Consider the following 17,252-nt stretch of genomic DNA (forward strand, 5'->3'; position numbering starts at 1 on the left):
TGATACAGATATGTAGCGAAAGGATGAAGAAAATGAATATTTTTGTAGTAGGAGCAAACGGACAAATTGGGCGTCATTTGATCCAAAAACTCGGAACAACCGAACATCAAGTTTACGCGGGTGTACGAGATGTTGCCAACCAAGCGATTTATGATGAAGAAAATATCGCCTATGTTCCCTTTGATTTAACTTGGTCTTCAGAAAAAATGGCGGAAGCCTTTCAAGAGAGTGAACTCGTCATCTTTGCTGCTGGTTCTCAAGGAAAAAATCTTTTACAAGTTGATTTAGACGGCGCAATCAAAACAATGATCGCAGCAGAGCAAGCAAATATCTCTCGTTATTTGATGATCAGTGCAGCTTTTGCGGATAACCGTGAAAAATGGCCTGAGTCAATGACTGATTATTATATTACCAAATATTATGCAGACGAATGGTTGAAAAATCAGACATCATTAGATTATGTCATACTACAACCTGTAGCTTTGACGAACGACGAGGAGGTCACTTCGATCCAATTGACCAAACCAGACGAAAAACCAGCTCAATCGATTACAAGAAAAACGGTAGCAGAAGTTTTAGCAGCGTTAGTGGATCAACCAAACATCTCAAAAACAACTGTTGTTCTATCTGAAGGATCAGCTACAGTATCGGATGCCATCAAACAACTTGTTGAGGAGGCTTGATCATGCGTGGAATCTCTATAAAACATCCCGGTTCAGCAGATGTTTTGACTGAAGTGGATGTCCCTAGACCTATTCCAAAAGCTGGGGAGTTATTGTTAAAAGTCCACACCGCTGCGGTCAATCGTACGGATATCATGCGTCGCGAAAATACTGCACTCCAAGCGCCTTACCCGATCTTAGGTGTAGAGGTTGCTGGGGAAGTCATTGAAAACGCAAGTGACCGTTCTGAGTTTTCAACTGGAACGAGAGTCTATGGTCTAGTGAATTTAGGTGGCTATGCAGAATATGCCGTAATCCCAGCAGATCGAGCAATCCTCTTGCCCGATTCCCTTGACTACGTATCAGCCGCTGGTATCGCTGAAGTTTTCTTGACTGCCTATCAAACCTTGTATTGGTTAGGAAAACTCCAAAAAAATGAGACTGTCTTGATCCATGCTGGTGCAAGTGGCGTTGGTACTGCAGCGATCCAATTAGCCAAACAATATTCGCAAGCACGCATCATCGTTACCGCAGGTTCAGCTGAAAAGTTAGCCTTTTGCCAAGAATTAGGCGCAGATGAAGTAATCAACTATAAAACGCAAGATTTCGCGGAGGAAGTAAAAAAGATGACTGATGGGCATGGCGTTGATGTCATCTTAGATTTCATCGGTGCCTCTTATTGGGAAAAAAATCTGGCATCGATTGCTGTAGATGGTCGTTGGGTCTTGATTGGCACACTAGGAGGCACAACAGTCGAGTCTCTTGATTTAAGCGTTTTGCTACAAAAAAGAATCCAATTGATTGGTACGCTATTGACACCAAGAAGTGATGAATACAAAGCAAAACTGACTCAAGAGTTTATGAAAAACATCGATCCTTATTTTGAAACCGGAGCGATCCGTCCAATCATTGATCGAACCTTTCCATTATCAGAAGTAAAAGAAGCCCATGAATATATGGAAGCTAACAAAAACGTTGGAAAAATCATTTTGACAGTCAGTGAATCTTAAAAAAGAGAACCCAAGGCATGTGCGCCTTAGGTTCTCTTTTCATATCATTTCTATTATTGTGCAGAGACAAATTTTGCTGCTTGTTGTCCTGCTTGACGTCCAAAAATAATGATTTCCGCTACAGAGTTTCCGCCGATGCGGTTTTCACCGTGTAAGCCACCAGTGACTTCACCTGCTGCGTAAAGTCCAGTGATCGGTTGTCCGTCTTTATCCACAACTTCTGTGTTCGTATTGATTTTGATTCCACCCATCGTATAGTGGATACCAGGTGCGATTTTGATCGCATAGTAGTTTGGTTTAGACAGATCATGCTCCATGGCTGTCGTACGACCAAATGCTGTATCGTCTTGATTGGCAACTTCTTCGTTCCAAGTTGTTACTGTTTGTGCTAATGTTTCTGCTGGTAAGTTGATTTTCTCTGCCAATTCTTCAATCGTCTCACCTGCAGTTACATAACCTTTTTCATCATAAAACTCAATGGCTGTTGCGCGATCGCGTACCCCTTGGTCAAAAATCAAATAAGCAGATTTTTCTGGCAATGCAGTAATTGCAGCTGATACTTTGTCTCGTGTATTCATTTCGTTGACGAAACGCTCGCCATCTTGATCGACTAAGATCGCTCCTTCACCACGTACCACTTCCCCGATCAAGAATCCTTCGTCTTGTTGAACCGTTGGATGGATCTGGATCTTATCCATATCGACCGTTTGACCGCCTAATTTTTCAATCATCTTGATACCATCGCCTGTTGATCCCACTTGATTCGTTGTTACATATCCTTCCAGATCTGGACGGTAAGTTTGGATGTATTCCTCACTCGCACCGAATCCACCAGTTGTAACAACTACAGCCTTACCAGTGATTTCTTTTGGTTCTTCCCCTTGGACTTGGACTGTTACTTGGTTAACTGTATCTCCCGTTTTTTGGATATCTGTCACTTCAGTATTTACAAAAATCGGGATTTGGCGTTCGTGGACATTTCGTAATAACCCATCGACTAAATAGCCACCAATAGCAGAACCATCAGAAGGGCGATGTGTTCGTCTTTCGCTCATTCCACCAGTGATCGTCAAGTTATCTAATTTAATGCCATTTTCATCTAACCACTCGATTGCAGCAGCCGAATGATCGACAAAATAGCGTAACATTTCTTTATCATTTGTGCCATTCGCACCTGCTAATGTTTCTTCATAAAAGGCGTCGTTCGAATCAGTGATACCTTCTTCCTCTTGGAATTTTGTTTCAGATGCGTTCATTCCACTTGAAGATTTTAATGTATTTCCACCAGCAACTGGCATTTTTTCAAAAATGACTGGATTCAAGCCTGCATCTTTTGCTTCGATTGCAGCTGCCATACCAGCTCCTCCTCCGCCGACGATGATCAAATCATATTCTTCTTTCATATCAGCTGGATTTGTGTAAGTTTGAGCAGACGCTCCGGATGATACTTCTGTTGATTCTTTTGTGGAAGAGCTACTGGATGCAGATTCTTTTTCATCAGGCGTACAGGCACCTAAGGCAAAAATTGCTGTAACTGTCAGTAACCCTTTAATTGTTTTCTTCATAGTTGTCCTCCTAAAATTTAACACTTATCCCATCATAAGTGATAGCATTCACAAATTCAACCAACAATTTATTTTTTTTCGACTACCGCTATCTTTTTCTTTTATAAATAACCAATAATATCTCAAATTTCCAAGTTTTCGTTAGTAACTATCGAAAAACAGCTGAATTTCTTGAATAAATAGCCAAATAAAAAAATTTTTTTCTTTTGATACAAACAGAAGATTTGGGCTTTTTTCATTAGACAAGTATAATCGATATGAAACACGAAGGAGTTCATTTATGAAAGTTATCAAACATTTTTTTTCCAAAGGAAGTAAGTCTGCTGGGAAGGTCACCCATGCGATTTATATTATTTTACGTATCATTGTAGTGGTCATGCTAGTGGACCAACTGATCGACCGAAACATGGGGAACATCATGCTCTTATTATTGACGTTATTATTGTTTGAAATCCCCTATTTACTAGAAAAATTACTAAAGATCCAAATCCCTAACACACTGGAAATCATTATCTTATCCTTTATTTTCAGTGCCACTGTCTTGGGTGAATTAAGTGACTTTTATGGCTACTTTTCACTATGGGACACAGCTTTACATGCACTGAGCGGCTTTCTTGCTGGCGGTGTTGGCTTTTCTCTTGTCTACCTCTTGAACAAAAATACGAAAACAATGAATCTGACGCCATTACTAGTCGCACTAGTGTCATTTTGTTTTTCCATGACTGTCGGTGTATTTTGGGAATTTATCGAATTCTCTGCGGATCAAGTCTTACAGATGGATATGCAAAAAGATAATTATGTTGATCAGATCAACAGTGTCAAATTGAGCGAGGATGGCAACACCGTATATAAGATCAAAGACATCCAAAAAACAACGGTCACATACAAAGATGACAATGGCAATACCAAAGAGTATGTCATGGCAGACGGGTACTTGGACATTGGGATCTTAGATACGATGAAAGACTTATTCGTCAATTTTATCGGAGCCCTTGTTTTCAGCATCTTCGGCTATCTTTATACACAAAACGATTATCGGAAATTCACCTTCATCCGGAACTTCATCCCTAGAAGAAAAGGCGTGACTACACGGATGGATACTGCTGGAAATAAACAAAAAAAATAAGGTCGAGCGTTTGCTCTTCCTTATTTTTTTGTTTTCGAGGATAAAATCTCTAATACCTTTTGATACTCCGGATTCACACTTCCATCAAATTTTTCAGAGATGAACGTGAAGCCTAAGCTTTGATAAAGTTTGATAGCTGGGTGACTCCACGTCTGTGTGTGTAAATAGATCGGGCTTTGTGTCGTTACTTGTTGGAAACAACGAAGCACTTCGATCGTCAAACTTCTGGCGATCCCTTTTCCTTGATGCTCAGGTTTGACCGCTAACCAATGAAAAAGCGGATATTCTTTCTCACGAAGCTTCCACCAAGCAGTGCATGTAGCAATGCGTTCATTTTGTTCATCGACCACAAAATACATGCGCTTTGCTAGTTCTTCTGGATAAGGGGCAAAAGCTTTTTCAAAGTAAGCCAATGCCTTCTCCACAGAGTCAAATTCACCGACCGCAGTTTCAATGATAGCCCAATCCTGCTCTGCTCCTGGTTGATAAGTTTCAAAGCGATACTGCTCATTCAAGGGATAAGAAGGCAATTCTTCATGAAGTGGCCGTGTCATCCAAATCTCTGCATAGGGCAATTGCTTATCCAACATCACACCACCTACTTTCTTTTAACTTCTTTTTTCACCAATGATCCGTACTTCTGTTTCTAATGTGACATCAAACTTCTCTTTGATCACCTCTTGGATATGGGCAATCAACTCTGTATAATCAGTCGCTGTTGCATGATCGATATTGACGATAAAGCCGGCATGTTTTTCTGAGATCTGTGCGCCGCCCCATTTCAAGCCTTGTAATCCTGCTTCTTGGATCAACTGTCCTGTGAAGTGTCCTACAGGTCGTTTGAAGACACTACCGCATGAGGGATATTCCAATGGCTGTTTCGCTTCACGCAATTCTGTCAATTCGTCCATTCGTCCTTTGATCATCTCATGATCACCAGGGGTCAATTGGAAACGAGCTTCTAAGACGATGGCATCCATCTTCTGTAATTCACTATGTCGATAAGAAAAGGCCATTTCTTCATTTGACAGGGTTTGAATCGTCCCATCACTTAATAATAAGTCGACTTCTGCAAATACATCTTTGATCTCACCACCGTAAGCTCCTGCATTCATGTAGACTGCACCGCCGATACTTCCAGGAATCCCACAGGCAAATTCAAATCCTGTCAAAGATTCTGCTAAGGCTGCATATGTCGTATCGATCAATTTTGCCCCTGCTTCTGCAATCACCATCGTGCCTTCTACACGGATCTGATTCATCTCCGTCAACATGATGACCACGCCACGTATCCCACCATCTTGGACGATCAAGTTACTTGCATTTCCTAATACCAACCACGGCACTTGGTTTTCTCGACAATAATCAACTAACTGCTTAACTTCAGCTTTTGTTTTTGGAAAAGCTAAAACATCTACCGGTCCACCGGTTTTAGTAAATGTATAATGGCTTAGCGGTTCATCAAGCAACAGATTCAATTCTGGATTTTTTTTAACGATTTCTTCTTTATTCACTGAGGACTTTCCTTTCTTTTCAAACGTCCCCATCATTCTATCACGCTTAAAACAATCTTGCCAGTTTTGCTCAAAGCTGATGACGATAAAGATTATTCAGCATTTCCTCACAAAGTGCATGGCTCTCATAAATGTTGGTTTGTTTCAACTTTTCATTATTTGGTGTCGGTTGTTGGATTTCTTCAAAAAATCGTTCGACCATTGGTACAAAACCACGTTTACTCAGCGTTGTTTCCCAGTCACCAAATTTTTTCATTTCCACCGTATCTGGTTTACGGATAACTAATTCTGTCAGATCACTCAACTCGTAGGTTCCTTGTTTACTCGTCACTTGATAAGTTTCAGTATTCGCACCACTTACAAGATCCATCGTCACGATCGCCATTTGGTTCGCGGTTTCAAGTTGCAACATCGCTACTTCCATAAATCCTTCTTTTTCTCGGATATGGGAAGTTGCTTTGATCAATGGTTCGTCCAATAAATAAACAGCTGTATCCACCAAATGTAGGAATAGATCGTAAATGACAAAAGCGGTCGTTTCTTTTGCCGCAATGCGATTTTTTTGTAACTGGATCAACCGTTTTTCTGGAATCGCTTTTAATTCTTCGACCATTGGGGCGAATCGTCGGTTGAAGCCCACCATTAAAATCACTTGGTGTTGTTCTGCCAATTCTTGTAACTCTTGGATTTCTTTCAGGTTGACACTTAAAGGCTTGTCGATATAAACATGGATATTATGTTCCAAACATTTTTTTGCCAATTGAAAATGGACGCTTGTTGCCGCATGGATCATACATGCTTCGATTTCCTCTTCAATTAAGTCATCCAGTGACTCATACAAATGAGTAAATCCATAGGTTTTCTTCAGACGATCTTTCGTTACCTGATTACGTGTCGCAAAATAAAAATCAAACATTCCTTGTTTCTCTGCATATGTGGGTAAATATGCTTTTTCGGCAATATTACCAACCCCTACTACGCCAATTTTCATGGTTTCCCTCCTGCTATCTGTTATTACTCTTATCTTACACTATTTTTAATAAAAATGAGGTACAATATAATCGCACAGACTTGATAGAAAAAGGAGCGTGTTTTTTTGAAACTGATTTCGTGGAATGTCAATGGTTTAAGAGCCATCGTCAACAAAAATTTTCTAGAAACATTTAAGGAATTTGATGCGGATTTTTTCTGTCTGCAAGAAACAAAGTTACAAGAAGGTCAAATCGACTTGGATTTACCAGGTTACCATCAATATTGGAATTATGCGGTCAAAAAAGGCTATTCAGGTACAGCGATCTTTGCCAAAGAACCTGCATTGAACGTTTCTTATGGAATGGGCATTGATGTCCATGATCAAGAAGGCAGATTGATCACGTTAGAATATCCTGAATTCTACTTAGTGACATGCTATACACCAAATTCACAAAATGAATTGAAACGTCTCGATTACCGTTTAGAATGGGAATCTGCTTTTTATGATTATTTAGAAGAGTTGAAAAAACAAAAACCGGTGATCGTTTGTGGGGATCTAAATGTCGCCCATGAGAACATCGATTTGAAAAATTGGAAAACCAATCAGAAAAGTGCTGGTTTCTCGATCGAAGAACGAAACGCATTGTCCCATTTACTTGATAATGGTTTTGTAGATACTTTCCGTTACTTCTATCCAGAGTTAGAAGGTGTCTATTCTTGGTGGAGTTATCGTTTCAATGCTCGAAAAAACAATGCAGGTTGGCGTATCGACTATTTCTTGACGAGTGAAGATTTGACACCTCGTTTGGTTGATGCAAAAATCCATACATCGATTCTAGGTAGTGACCACTGCCCTGTCGAATTGATTATCAAATAGTAAGGACAGCAACGGAAGAAATTGGGTTGCCCCGATTTCTTCCCTTGATCCTTAACTGGCACCATATTTACTTTATACATAGTCTGAAAAAAGTTATTTCTTTTCTTACGAATCTATGTTATGGTTTATTTTTTAAAGGAGGCTTATTTGAAAATGAATTTTATCGCGATGGACTTTGAAACTGCGAACCACCAATCCCATAGTGCTTGCTCCTTAGCCCTTGTCAAAGTGGAGAACAGTCAGATTGTCGATGAATTTTATACCTTGATCCAACCGGAAACGCCATTTTTCTGGCGTAACATCCAGATCCATGGCATCCGACCCGAAGATGTCCAACAGGCACCTAAATTTCCAGATGTTTGGCAGAAGATCGGAAAATATTTCCAAAAAAACCGATTAGTCGTAGCGCATAACGCCGCATTCGATACAAAAGTATTGGCTGGTTGTTTAGATTACTATCAGTTGCCTCAACCGAACTATCTCTCATTGTGTACCGTCAAAACAAGCCGTCGCTTGTTTCCAGAGATGCCAAATCATCGCTTGAATACGGTTTGTAAAAATTTAGATATCACGTTGAAAAATCACCATGATGCGTTAGAAGATAGTCGAGCTTGTGCGGAAATCTTGTTATATCAGGAAAAATATTTTGGGACAGACCCATTGAAAAAATTAGTCACAGTGAAATAGTTCAATTAGCTAAAGTAATCGAATGATTCATTAATGTTCCTTACGCACTAATGAATCATCTTTTGCAATAAGTAAAGAACCTGAAAAGCAGTCGTCCGCTTTTCAGGTTCTTTGTTTGTAAACTCAGCTTATTTCATGCTCAATCGTTCGTTTCATCTTGAGTATTGGCAAAGATTGACCTTGTTCTCTCGAATAGTCAGCACTCTGGCCTTCTTCTTGAAACCCCATTTTTTGATAAAGATGGATGGCTCGTTGATTGGCCGCCAATACGTCAAGAACCAACGTACTAAATCGTGCATTTTCTGTAGCCCAAATGATTGCCTCTTCTAAAAGAATCGTACCTAACCCCATTCCCCAATATTCTTTCAAGATACTGATCCCTATTTCGCCACGTTGCGGTAAGTCAGGTTTCGGGGCAACAGAAACGACACCTACCACCTGTTCTTTGGCACAGGCTAAAAATAATAAGTGTTCTGTACTTTCTTTTATTCGAGACATTTCAGTTGCAAGTACCTCTTCACTCATACCAAGTGAATGCTCATCCATAACAAAATAATCCGTCTCTCGTTTCGCTTGCCGTAACATCACCATCAATCCTCGAGCATCTGATCCATCCGCTTCTTTTAGCGTCAGTTCAACGTCATTAGCCATGAGAGTTCGCCCATGCTTCACAGATACGTCTTTCAAATTCTTGACTATTCGATCCATATGATTGGAATTTCACATACCTTTTCTCTAATTCTGTATCACTTTTTTCGATAATCAGTTCCAAATAATCTTCAGGTAAAGCATCTTCTAATAGATTTCCCCACTCGATGACCGATAGTCCGTCGCCTTCAAAATATTCATCCAATCCTAAATCAGCCCCGCTAGCAGCAACACGATAAATATCCATATGATATAGAGGCAATCTTCCTTGTGTATATTCGCGAATGATCGTATAGGTCGGACTCTTGATCATTTGATCAATACCTAGTCCTTTCGCAATTCCTTTTGTCAAAGTCGTTTTTCCAGCACCTAGGTCGCCGGTCAAGACTAGATTATCTCCTGGATGAGCGACTTTTCCAATGATTTCTGCTAATTGATCCGTCATCGCTACACTTGTTAATTCAATCATCTTCACTTCTCCTCATTCTTTTTTGTCAGTATAACGTGTAATCCAACAAAAAAAAAGAAAAGAGTCAGGAATCCTCAGCTCCCTAGCCCTTTTCTTTTAGATCTACTGTTCGATTAATCTAATAATGTTTGCGCACCTGTAATGATCGCTAATTTGTAGACATCTTCTTCATTAGCGCCACGAGAAAGGTCACTTACTGGTTTGTTCAATCCTTGTAAGATTGGTCCGATTGCTTCAAAGTTACCAAAACGTTGAGCGATCTTGTAGCCAATGTTTCCTGATTGTAATTCAGGGAAAACAAAGACTGTTGCTTGACCTGCCACTTTAGAATCAGGGGCTTTCAATTGTGCAACTGCTGGAACGTAAGAAGCATCAAATTGTAATTCGCCATCGATCGTATATTGAGGCGCTAATTCTTTCGCGATTCTTGTTGCTTCAACGACTTTATCCACTTCAGGAGCTGCTGCAGAACCTTTTGTTGAAAAGCTCATCAACGCGATTTTTGGATCGATATCGAATAGTTCTGCTGTTTTTGCTGATTCCACAGCAATTTCAGCTAATTCTTGTGCGTTTGGATTCACGTTGATCGCACAGTCAGAAAAGACATATTTTTCTTGATCTCTACCGCGAACCATGATCATAGCACCACTTGTACGACTTACACCTGGTTTTGTTTTGATGATTTGTAGTGCTGGACGTACTGTATCTCCGGTTGAATGGATCGCTCCAGAAACCATACCATCAGCAATGCCCATATATGTAAGCATTGTTCCAAAGTAATTGACATCTTTTAAGATTTTTTCTGCTTGTTCTTTTGTTGCTTTTCCATTACGGCGTTCAACAAAAGCTTCGACCATTTCATCCCATTTTTCATAATCATTTGGATTGATGATCGTGAAGTTAGATGTTTGGATACCACGTGCATTTGCTGCTGCTTCAATCTCTTCTTTACTACCGATCAAAATCGGTTCAACTAATTCTTCTGCTTTTAAACGTGCTGCTGCTCCTAAAATTCTTGCATCCGTTGCTTCTGGAAACACGATTTTGATGCCGCGACGTACAATTTTAAATCTTAAACTATCAAACAATTCCACAAGATGACCCCCAGTTATTTTTATTAACTACCATGATACACTATTATCAAAAAAAAGAACAGTTTTAAATTTCTGTATCAGTCAAATAATGGATAATAATTAAGTTTTTCACATAATCCGGAAAAACTGCACTATAACAGGAAAGCGCTGTATCACTACACTGTTTTAGGCAGTTGCCAATCAATTGGCGTTTCTCCCAACGCAAGCAACGCATCATTCGTTTTTGAAAATGGTTTTGAGCCGAAAAAGCCACGATGTGCCGATAATGGGCTTGGATGTGGGGCTGTTATTATAATGTGTCGACTTTTATCGATCATTTTCATTTTTTCTTGTGCAGGTTTCCCCCAAAGAATAAACACGATCGGTTTGTCTCGTTCATTCAGCTTCTCTATGATCGCATCAGTCAATTGTTCCCATCCTTTTCCTCGATGTGAATAAGCTTGCCCTTCTCTGACAGTTAGTACAGTATTCAAAAGCAGCACACCTTGTTTGGCCCAAGTCACTAAATTCCCATGAGAAACTGGTTCCATCCCCAAGTCATTCCTCAATTCCTTGTAGATGTTGACTAGAGACGGTGGTGTTTTTACTCCTGGTTGGACGGAAAAAGAAAGCCCATGCGCTTGATTTACTCCATGGTAAGGGTCTTGTCCTAGAATCACGACTTTGACTTCTTCATAGGGAGTCAGCTCTAACGCTTCATAAACATGATACATATCCGGATGGATCTTTTGAGTTGCGTACTCATTCTTTAAAAAAATTCTCAACTGCTGATAGTAATCTTTTTCAAATTCATCAGCTAATACTTCTTGCCAACTATTGTGGATGATTTTCTTCAAATTTCCCACCTCCTATTTTCCAGAATAACTCACAAATTATTTGTTAACAAGTCAAAATCTTCCATCGTATTTCGTATTAGTATGTTAAACTAGGAGGGAGAAAAGGAAAGGAACGGTAATCACATGATCAAATTAATTGCCTCTGATATGGACGGCACTTTACTCGATGCACATATGAGTATCTCAACAGAAAATACTGAAGCAATCCGCATGGCAAATGAGCTGGGCATTGAATTTATGGTCGCTACTGGACGGAACGCACAAGAAGCACGAGCAGCCTTAGATGAAGCAGGAATCGATTGTGCGATGATCACTTTGAATGGCGCGCAAGTTTTTGACAAATCCGGCAAGTCGCTTTTTACAGTGCCAATTCCAAGTCCCCAAGCCATGACAGTCATGGATATTCTAGATGCAAATGGTATTTACTACGAGGTAGCGACAAACCAAGGATTGTATTCGGAAAGCCAACCAAAAAGGATCGAAAGCTTTGCTTCTTCCATTGCGACCCATATGCCCCATTTGACTTACAAAATGGCGATCGCCATGGCTTCAGCCAATCTTGAACTCTTACACATCACTTATGTTGACAGCATACGTGAATTATTACTTGATGAAAAACTTGAAGTCTTAAAAATCATCTGTTTCCATACTGAAGGCCCACGTATTTTAGGCCCTGTAGGGAAAGAAATCAGTAATTTAGGCGAACTAGCAGTGACCTCTTCTGGTCAAAACAATCTTGAAGTCAATCATAAAAATGCCCAAAAAGGAATCGCAGTTGCCCAAGTCGCTCATGAACGAGGGATCGCTTTAGATGAAGTTATGACGATCGGTGATAATTTTAACGATGTCAGCATGTTACAAAACGCTGGCGTTAGTTTCGCCATGGGAAATGCAGAGATCGAAGTCAAAGATTACGCTAAATACTTAACAGACACGAATCTTGAATCAGGTGTTGGCAAAGCCATCTTACGCGCAATCAACGAAAACCTATAGTTGTTTGAAGAAAGAGGGGAACAAATATGTCAGAATTTTTCATTCAGGAAAAACAGCTGAGTCGTGCTACTCGGACGATCGTCAAAGACGAAAAAGGCAAATCACTTTTTTTGATGGTCGGCCGCTGGGGAACGAAAGGAGATGCCTTGTCTCTTTATGCCATGAATGGTGATCTAGTCGCACATATCAAACAAATCAGTCTGACATTTGGGACACGCTTTGAACTTTACAAAGATTTCGAAAAAGTCGGTACGATGCAAAAGATTTTCAATTGGCCAGGAGATTTTTATTATATTCGCCGATTGCATTGGACTGTTCAAGGAGATATCTATAACCATCGCTATCAGATCCAGCATTTCAATGAACCAATCATGGAAATGGACAAAGCAACCCTCTTTACCGGTGATTATTATGTCCTTGATATCCCTTGTGAAGAAAATGCACCTATCTGTATCTGTATTGCTGCTGTCCTTGATTATTGGCTCTATCGAAAAAACAAAGACAAAGAAACACCCCTTTCTTATCGCTTTGATGTCAACTAAAAACAAGGTTGTGACAGAAGTGTCCAGCTCCGAGAAATAAGCCAGAAAACTCCGAAAATTGTCTTTCAAATTTTTGGAGTTTTCTGGCTTATTTTTAAAGGAGTTACTTCTGGAACATCGTTTATTCAGGTTTAAAGGAATCAGACAATCGATGTCACAGCTTCGTTTTTTTTTTTACACATGTTTTCTTCTATAGAAAAGAAGTGTCACTACATAGATAAGCACTGCACCTACCATGATCCACAAATTATTTCTTTCCCCATTTGTTTTAGGGAAAAGCTCTTGATTTTGTGATTGTTCATTCTTGGTCGAAGGATCATCATTATTGGTGTTTGATTCAACGGCTAGCGCTACTTTATTTTCACGTCTATCGTTCATTTGCATCGTACCTGATTCATCGCTTTCAACTGTCCCATCTCCACTGATAACAGGCTTGTCAGACTCGTTTGTTGATGAAACACTACTAGAACTACTTGTTGTGGTATTGGTTGTGGTACTTGTATCTGATTGCTTCCCATTTTTACCTGGATAGGTACTGCTTTCACTCGTGGTTGTTTCTGTACTGCTTTCACTTGTGCTTGGTTCTGTACTGCTCTCGCTTGTGCTTGATTCTGTACTGCTTTCGCTTGTGCTTGGTTCTGTACTGCTTTCACTTGTGCTTGGCTCTGTACTGCTTTCACTCGTGCTTGGTTCTGTACTGCTTTCACTCGTGCTTGGTTCTGTACTGCTCTCGCTTGTGCTTGATTCTGTACTGCTTTCACTCGTGCTTGGTTCTGTACTACTTTCACTCGTGCTTGGTTCTGTACTGCTTTCACTCGTGCTTGGTTCTGTACTGCTCTCACTTGTGCTTGGCTCTGTACTGCTTTCACTCGTGCTTGATTCTGTACTACTCTCGCTTGTGCTTGGCTCTGTACTGCTTTCACTCGTGCTTGGTTCTGTACTGCTTTCACTTGTGCTTGATTCTGTACTACTCTTACTTTCGCTTGTGCTTGATTCTGTACTGCTTTCACTCGTGCTTGGTTCTGTACTGCTTTCACTCGTGCTTGGTTCTGTACTGCTTTCACTCGTGTTATCATCCGTGTCTGTTGCAAGGAAGATTTCATTTGGATCCCAACGATTTGTTGTTGCGTTCAAAGTAACATTTTTCCCGATGATCGTTCCATCCTGACTTTGGTTGACAGTGATATCCGAACAAGGCGCAATGATCGTCCCTTGAAATGGTGCATCGATTGTCAATTTCTCTGATCCAGTCCCAAAATTCCAAGAAATATTGGCATCAGAAAAATCTTCTGTTTGATGGTTTGTCCGATTATTATATTGAATTTGTGAGTGTACGGTGAAATCTGCTGGTGTATTCACTACGTTTATTACAATCACTTTTTCCTCAGGATTATTGATTCGTAATGGTGTGTTCATTGCGAGAACAGAAGCATCGACATTGATGATTAAAGACCCATCTCCTTCAACAGCTGTACAATCAATCACTCGATTATTCATGTCAGGAAAATCAGCAGTTGTATATGTTTTTGCTGCGTCTGATGACATCAGTTTATTTGAAGCTTCAACCAACTGTTCAAATTCCTTTTCAAAATCAATATATTGAGAACCCGGTTGATCTTGATAGAACTCATCTGGTGTTAAATGATCCAATCTCGTTCCATTGACCACTACTTTATCATTTTCACTCGTGACCACATTTCCCGAACCCACAATAAATTCATTCACTCGAGTATCAGAAGCAGAAGTTTCTACTGAACTACTAATAGTCTCAATAACCTGTGCATAATTGATCTCGTTGTTTAAATCTCCCGTAGTGATCGAGGTGCCGAAATTATTCGTGGCTGATAACACACCCGTTGCTACATTACCCTCTGTATGCGCATTGATCGTGGTCTTCTCTTTTGCGAATACATGGAACTGAGAAGCAATCCCCAATATCCCATAATCACCTGTTAAATCATCATAAACACTTCCTGGATCTTGTGGAAGAAATGTCTCGGCAATTACTTGGATCGGGAAAATTAAATGGAGTAACAAAACAGAAATTAGGGAAAGATTCACAAACTTACTCTTAAACATTATTTCATCTCTTTTCATCAATATATGAAATTTAATAACATAAAAACATTTGCTATTATAGTCCTAAAAAGTGATAAAAGAAATGGTTTTCTGAAAACATTCCCGAAAATTACATCAATTTCATAGATTTATCATTAAACATAACGTATGATTCTCATGCTCTATTATTGCTATTCTTTATTTTATGTGATTGTCCTCACTTTTTAGGTAAAAAAAAGACACGCCTTTTCAGGCATGCCTTATTTTATTAATCGGTTAATGAACAATTGACTAAAAATATCACTCGGTAATTTTCTTTTGCATATGATCATAAAGATGTCCACTGATCATTCGTTGCCCTACTACTTTGAATCCATGGCGTTCATACAGTTTTCGAGCTTTCGGGTTTCCTTTATCTACACTTAAGCCGATCACTTGGCGTTTATATTTCTTTACGATTTCTGGTAACGCTTCGAGCAAGGACGAACCGATGCCTTGACCTCTGAACTCTTCTGCAACACAAATCGACTCTAGGTACCATTCGTTAGGAAACGTTTCTTTGTCCGTAAACATTTGAACAGGTTCATGGATACCGTGCTTTTGTAAATATTTTTCAAACGGCTGATCGATGATTGGCTCTTCTTCGTCTGTATAACCGTAAACGATCCCTGCTACTTTGCCTTCTCGCTCATCAACGATCCCTCTTGTATAACTGTAGCGATAGTCTGGATCTGTAATGGCTTCTTCCAAGATCTCCAATGTTTTTTCTTCACCGTACTTCAAAAGAAACGGTAGTTCCATATCTTTCAATATAACTAAAATAAGCGGAGCGATAGCTGCCGCATCTTCTTTTTTTGCATTACGAATCATTTCTGACACTCCTTTTTTTCATTTTAACACAATGAAATCTCAGAGCAAAACAGCTAATTCAAATAATCTTCAATTTTTTGTGTCACGAAATAACCATTCGAAACGATTGTTTTTGCTTCAAAACGACAATAAGGGCAAACGATCGGCATCTCTTTTTTTACGTGTTCGACGATATGGTTAACTTCTTCATAGGTGAATTTTTTTCCACAGTTTGGACAAATCATTTTTTGCATGATTCCCTCAATCCCTTCTTTATTTTACACTTTTAGATTACTCTTAACTAGAAAAAAAGAGAAGTGAAACCACTTCTCCTTCAAGCACTGATCAATACGTCTTCTAAATGATTGGTTCCATCTACGGCTACACAATAATACAACTGACCACTTTTTGTCGTGATTTCCCAACTTTTTGCTTTTCCGTGATGTTTCCCGACTTTATGGACTGCTTCTTTCATTGCTGCCTGTGGATGTTTCACTTGATGGATTGCTTTCAAGTGAAACAATTGCCCTAGTTCTTGCCGACTTTCCTCAACTACCATCGTCTTTCCTGAGATTGGGTTCACCGTGATCACTCGATCGGGCGTATGAAAAATATATTCATACATCTTTTTATTACTTTGTTCTTCATTTACTTGGTTGAACTGGATACGGCTGACTTTCTCTTCATGGTACTCATCTCGCAAAATAGCTACTGCCTTTTGCAATGAGATTTGATATTCTTGGTCACTGATGTCATCAAAAGAAAAGTTTGCATCCAATAGTCCTAACGAAGCCGCTAAGCTAACAATGATAGCAATCGATGTTGCAATGATTATTTTTTTCATTCCACTCTCTCCTCGTTTTTTTCTAGAATAACAAGAAATAGAAAAGAGAAAAATCGAATGAACGGAAGAAAAAGTGACAAAGTTGTTACTTTTATTCGTGTAATTCTAACGGCAACCCGTCTGGATCAAAAAAGAAAGTCATTTTTTCACCTGTAAAGGTATCAATACGGATCGGTTCAGTTTCAATACCCAATTCTTGTAATTCCTCGACTGTTTCTTCGATTTGTTCCACTTTGAACGCTAAGTGCCTCAAACCACAAGCTTCTGGATAACTCGGTCTTTTAGGTGCATCTTTGATACCGAAAATCTCAAGCTCCATATCCCCTAGTTTTAAATCTAACTTATAATCGTCACGGTCTTCTCGATAATTTTCACGGATAACTTCAAAACCTAACAAATCAACATAAAAAGCACGTGACTTTTGATAATCTGACACAATGATCGCAACATGGTGAACCGTTGTTAAATTCATTCTCACACTTCCAATCTTTTTGTTTCCTTTATCT

At 39.5% G+C, this 17,252-nt stretch carries 20 protein-coding genes; 7 read left to right on the plus strand and 13 right to left on the minus strand.

The window, feature by feature from the left end; genetic code table 11:
- Positions 1–32: 32 nt before the first annotated feature.
- Together IGJ14_RS10400 and IGJ14_RS10405 are read left to right on the plus strand one after the other, a co-directional pair.
- The gene (locus IGJ14_RS10400) at positions 33–683 is read left to right on the plus strand and encodes an NAD(P)-binding oxidoreductase (protein WP_010734773.1); all 651 of its coding nucleotides are present in this window, start codon (positions 33–35) and stop codon (positions 681–683) included.
- 2 nt (positions 684–685) lie between these two features.
- Positions 686–1,672 carry an NAD(P)H-quinone oxidoreductase gene (locus IGJ14_RS10405; protein WP_019723267.1) on the plus strand — a complete coding sequence of 329 codons (987 nt, stop codon included), beginning with the start codon at positions 686–688 and terminating at the stop codon, positions 1,670–1,672.
- Positions 1,673–1,725: 53 nt separating this feature from the next.
- Here the strand turns inward: IGJ14_RS10405 and IGJ14_RS10410 are convergent, their stop codons facing one another.
- The gene (locus IGJ14_RS10410) at positions 1,726–3,237 is read right to left on the minus strand and encodes a flavocytochrome c (protein ID WP_019723268.1); all 1,512 of its coding nucleotides are present in this window, start codon (positions 3,235–3,237) and stop codon (positions 1,726–1,728) included.
- Positions 3,238–3,517: 280 nt separating this feature from the next.
- Here IGJ14_RS10410 and IGJ14_RS10415 point away from each other — a divergent pair, with 280 nt between their 5' ends.
- Entirely contained in the window at positions 3,518–4,363 is an 846-nt protein-coding gene (locus IGJ14_RS10415; protein ID WP_019723269.1) for a hypothetical protein, read from the plus strand.
- A gap of 20 nt (positions 4,364–4,383) precedes the next feature.
- Here IGJ14_RS10415 and IGJ14_RS10420 read toward each other — a convergent pair whose 3' ends face one another.
- The 3 genes from IGJ14_RS10420 to IGJ14_RS10430 all read right to left on the minus strand — a co-directional run bounded on the left by IGJ14_RS10420 (position 4,384) and on the right by IGJ14_RS10430 (position 6,868).
- The gene (locus IGJ14_RS10420; RefSeq protein WP_019723270.1) at positions 4,384–4,953 is read right to left on the minus strand and encodes a GNAT family N-acetyltransferase; all 570 of its coding nucleotides are present in this window, start codon (positions 4,951–4,953) and stop codon (positions 4,384–4,386) included.
- Between the two features lie 18 nt (positions 4,954–4,971).
- Positions 4,972–5,877 carry a UDP-N-acetylmuramate dehydrogenase gene (murB, locus tag IGJ14_RS10425; protein WP_430607732.1) on the minus strand — a complete coding sequence of 302 codons (906 nt, stop codon included), beginning with the start codon at positions 5,875–5,877 and terminating at the stop codon, positions 4,972–4,974.
- 70 nt (positions 5,878–5,947) lie between these two features.
- Positions 5,948–6,868: a Gfo/Idh/MocA family protein gene (locus IGJ14_RS10430; RefSeq protein WP_019723272.1), complete on the minus strand. Its 921-nt coding sequence runs from the start codon at positions 6,866–6,868 to the stop codon at positions 5,948–5,950.
- A 105-nt stretch (positions 6,869–6,973) separates the two neighbouring features.
- Here IGJ14_RS10430 and IGJ14_RS10435 point away from each other — a divergent pair, with 105 nt between their 5' ends.
- Positions 6,974–7,726: an exodeoxyribonuclease III gene (locus tag IGJ14_RS10435; protein ID WP_019723273.1), complete on the plus strand. Its 753-nt coding sequence runs from the start codon at positions 6,974–6,976 to the stop codon at positions 7,724–7,726.
- Between the two features lie 153 nt (positions 7,727–7,879).
- Entirely contained in the window at positions 7,880–8,413 is a 534-nt protein-coding gene (locus tag IGJ14_RS10440; protein ID WP_019723274.1) for a 3'-5' exonuclease, read from the plus strand.
- A 123-nt stretch (positions 8,414–8,536) separates the two neighbouring features.
- On the opposite strand, the gene IGJ14_RS10445 is transcribed toward IGJ14_RS10440, so the two are convergent.
- The 4 genes from IGJ14_RS10445 to IGJ14_RS10460 form a co-directional block, all read right to left on the minus strand.
- Positions 8,537–9,064: a GNAT family N-acetyltransferase gene (locus IGJ14_RS10445; RefSeq protein ID WP_019723275.1), complete on the minus strand. Its 528-nt coding sequence runs from the start codon at positions 9,062–9,064 to the stop codon at positions 8,537–8,539.
- Positions 9,057–9,530, minus strand: coding sequence for a tRNA (adenosine(37)-N6)-threonylcarbamoyltransferase complex ATPase subunit type 1 TsaE (tsaE, locus tag IGJ14_RS10450; protein WP_019723276.1), 474 nt, complete (start codon positions 9,528–9,530; stop codon positions 9,057–9,059). Before tsaE ends, IGJ14_RS10445 begins: the two co-directional genes overlap by 8 nt.
- A 113-nt stretch (positions 9,531–9,643) precedes the next feature.
- Positions 9,644–10,624, minus strand: coding sequence for a phosphate acetyltransferase (pta, locus tag IGJ14_RS10455; protein WP_010734762.1), 981 nt, complete (start codon positions 10,622–10,624; stop codon positions 9,644–9,646).
- 155 nt (positions 10,625–10,779) lie between these two features.
- On the minus strand, positions 10,780–11,460 hold the full coding sequence (locus IGJ14_RS10460; RefSeq protein ID WP_430607734.1) for a uracil-DNA glycosylase: 681 nt from the start codon (positions 11,458–11,460) through the stop codon (positions 10,780–10,782).
- A 123-nt stretch (positions 11,461–11,583) separates the two neighbouring features.
- Here IGJ14_RS10460 and IGJ14_RS10465 point away from each other — a divergent pair, with 123 nt between their 5' ends.
- On the plus strand, positions 11,584–12,453 hold the full coding sequence (locus IGJ14_RS10465) for a Cof-type HAD-IIB family hydrolase (RefSeq protein ID WP_019723701.1): 870 nt from the start codon (positions 11,584–11,586) through the stop codon (positions 12,451–12,453).
- A gap of 26 nt (positions 12,454–12,479) precedes the next feature.
- The gene (locus IGJ14_RS10470) at positions 12,480–12,995 is read left to right on the plus strand and encodes an LURP-one-related/scramblase family protein (RefSeq protein WP_010734759.1); all 516 of its coding nucleotides are present in this window, start codon (positions 12,480–12,482) and stop codon (positions 12,993–12,995) included.
- 174 nt (positions 12,996–13,169) lie between these two features.
- Here the strand turns inward: IGJ14_RS10470 and IGJ14_RS10475 are convergent, their stop codons facing one another.
- The 5 genes from IGJ14_RS10475 to gloA2 form a co-directional block, all read right to left on the minus strand.
- Positions 13,170–15,074 carry a hypothetical protein gene (locus IGJ14_RS10475; RefSeq protein WP_019723702.1) on the minus strand — a complete coding sequence of 635 codons (1,905 nt, stop codon included), beginning with the start codon at positions 15,072–15,074 and terminating at the stop codon, positions 13,170–13,172.
- 279 nt (positions 15,075–15,353) lie between these two features.
- The gene (locus tag IGJ14_RS10480; RefSeq protein ID WP_019723703.1) at positions 15,354–15,923 is read right to left on the minus strand and encodes a GNAT family N-acetyltransferase; all 570 of its coding nucleotides are present in this window, start codon (positions 15,921–15,923) and stop codon (positions 15,354–15,356) included.
- Positions 15,924–15,976: 53 nt separating this feature from the next.
- Positions 15,977–16,156: a hypothetical protein gene (locus IGJ14_RS10485; RefSeq protein WP_019723704.1), complete on the minus strand. Its 180-nt coding sequence runs from the start codon at positions 16,154–16,156 to the stop codon at positions 15,977–15,979.
- Between the two features lie 80 nt (positions 16,157–16,236).
- Positions 16,237–16,746 (minus strand): hypothetical protein, encoded by a 510-nt coding sequence (locus IGJ14_RS10490; protein ID WP_019723705.1) that lies wholly within the window; start codon positions 16,744–16,746, stop codon positions 16,237–16,239.
- Positions 16,747–16,837: 91 nt separating this feature from the next.
- Positions 16,838–17,218 (minus strand): SMU1112c/YaeR family gloxylase I-like metalloprotein, encoded by a 381-nt coding sequence (gloA2, locus tag IGJ14_RS10495; protein WP_019723706.1) that lies wholly within the window; start codon positions 17,216–17,218, stop codon positions 16,838–16,840.
- Between the last annotated feature and the right edge of the window lie 34 nt (positions 17,219–17,252).

Source organism: Enterococcus sp. DIV1304_2 (genome assembly GCF_050555445.1).
Taxonomy (GTDB): Bacteria; Bacillota; Bacilli; order Lactobacillales; family Enterococcaceae; genus Enterococcus_B; species Enterococcus_B pernyi.

Excerpts from the sequence above, each read along its gene's own strand:
- gloA2 (WP_019723706.1), bottom strand. The coding sequence starts at position 17,218 with ATGAATTTAACAACGGTTCACCATGTTGCGATCATTGTGTCAGATTAT.
- IGJ14_RS10485 (WP_019723704.1), bottom strand. The coding sequence starts at position 16,156 with ATGCAAAAAATGATTTGTCCAAACTGTGGAAAAAAATTCACCTATGAA.
- IGJ14_RS10420 (WP_019723270.1), bottom strand. The coding sequence starts at position 4,953 with ATGTTGGATAAGCAATTGCCCTATGCAGAGATTTGGATGACACGGCCA.
- IGJ14_RS10445 (WP_019723275.1), bottom strand. The coding sequence starts at position 9,064 with ATGGCTAATGACGTTGAACTGACGCTAAAAGAAGCGGATGGATCAGAT.
- IGJ14_RS10465 (WP_019723701.1), top strand. The coding sequence starts at position 11,584 with ATGATCAAATTAATTGCCTCTGATATGGACGGCACTTTACTCGATGCA.
- tsaE (WP_019723276.1), bottom strand. The coding sequence starts at position 9,530 with ATGATTGAATTAACAAGTGTAGCGATGACGGATCAATTAGCAGAAATC.
- IGJ14_RS10490 (WP_019723705.1), bottom strand. The coding sequence starts at position 16,746 with ATGAAAAAAATAATCATTGCAACATCGATTGCTATCATTGTTAGCTTA.
- IGJ14_RS10410 (WP_019723268.1), bottom strand. The coding sequence starts at position 3,237 with ATGAAGAAAACAATTAAAGGGTTACTGACAGTTACAGCAATTTTTGCC.
- IGJ14_RS10480 (WP_019723703.1), bottom strand. The coding sequence starts at position 15,923 with ATGATTCGTAATGCAAAAAAAGAAGATGCGGCAGCTATCGCTCCGCTT.
- IGJ14_RS10405 (WP_019723267.1), top strand. The coding sequence starts at position 686 with ATGCGTGGAATCTCTATAAAACATCCCGGTTCAGCAGATGTTTTGACT.
- IGJ14_RS10430 (WP_019723272.1), bottom strand. The coding sequence starts at position 6,868 with ATGAAAATTGGCGTAGTAGGGGTTGGTAATATTGCCGAAAAAGCATAT.
- IGJ14_RS10470 (WP_010734759.1), top strand. The coding sequence starts at position 12,480 with ATGTCAGAATTTTTCATTCAGGAAAAACAGCTGAGTCGTGCTACTCGG.
- IGJ14_RS10475 (WP_019723702.1), bottom strand. The coding sequence starts at position 15,074 with ATGTTTAAGAGTAAGTTTGTGAATCTTTCCCTAATTTCTGTTTTGTTA.
- IGJ14_RS10415 (WP_019723269.1), top strand. The coding sequence starts at position 3,518 with ATGAAAGTTATCAAACATTTTTTTTCCAAAGGAAGTAAGTCTGCTGGG.
- IGJ14_RS10400 (WP_010734773.1), top strand. The coding sequence starts at position 33 with ATGAATATTTTTGTAGTAGGAGCAAACGGACAAATTGGGCGTCATTTG.
- IGJ14_RS10440 (WP_019723274.1), top strand. The coding sequence starts at position 7,880 with ATGAATTTTATCGCGATGGACTTTGAAACTGCGAACCACCAATCCCAT.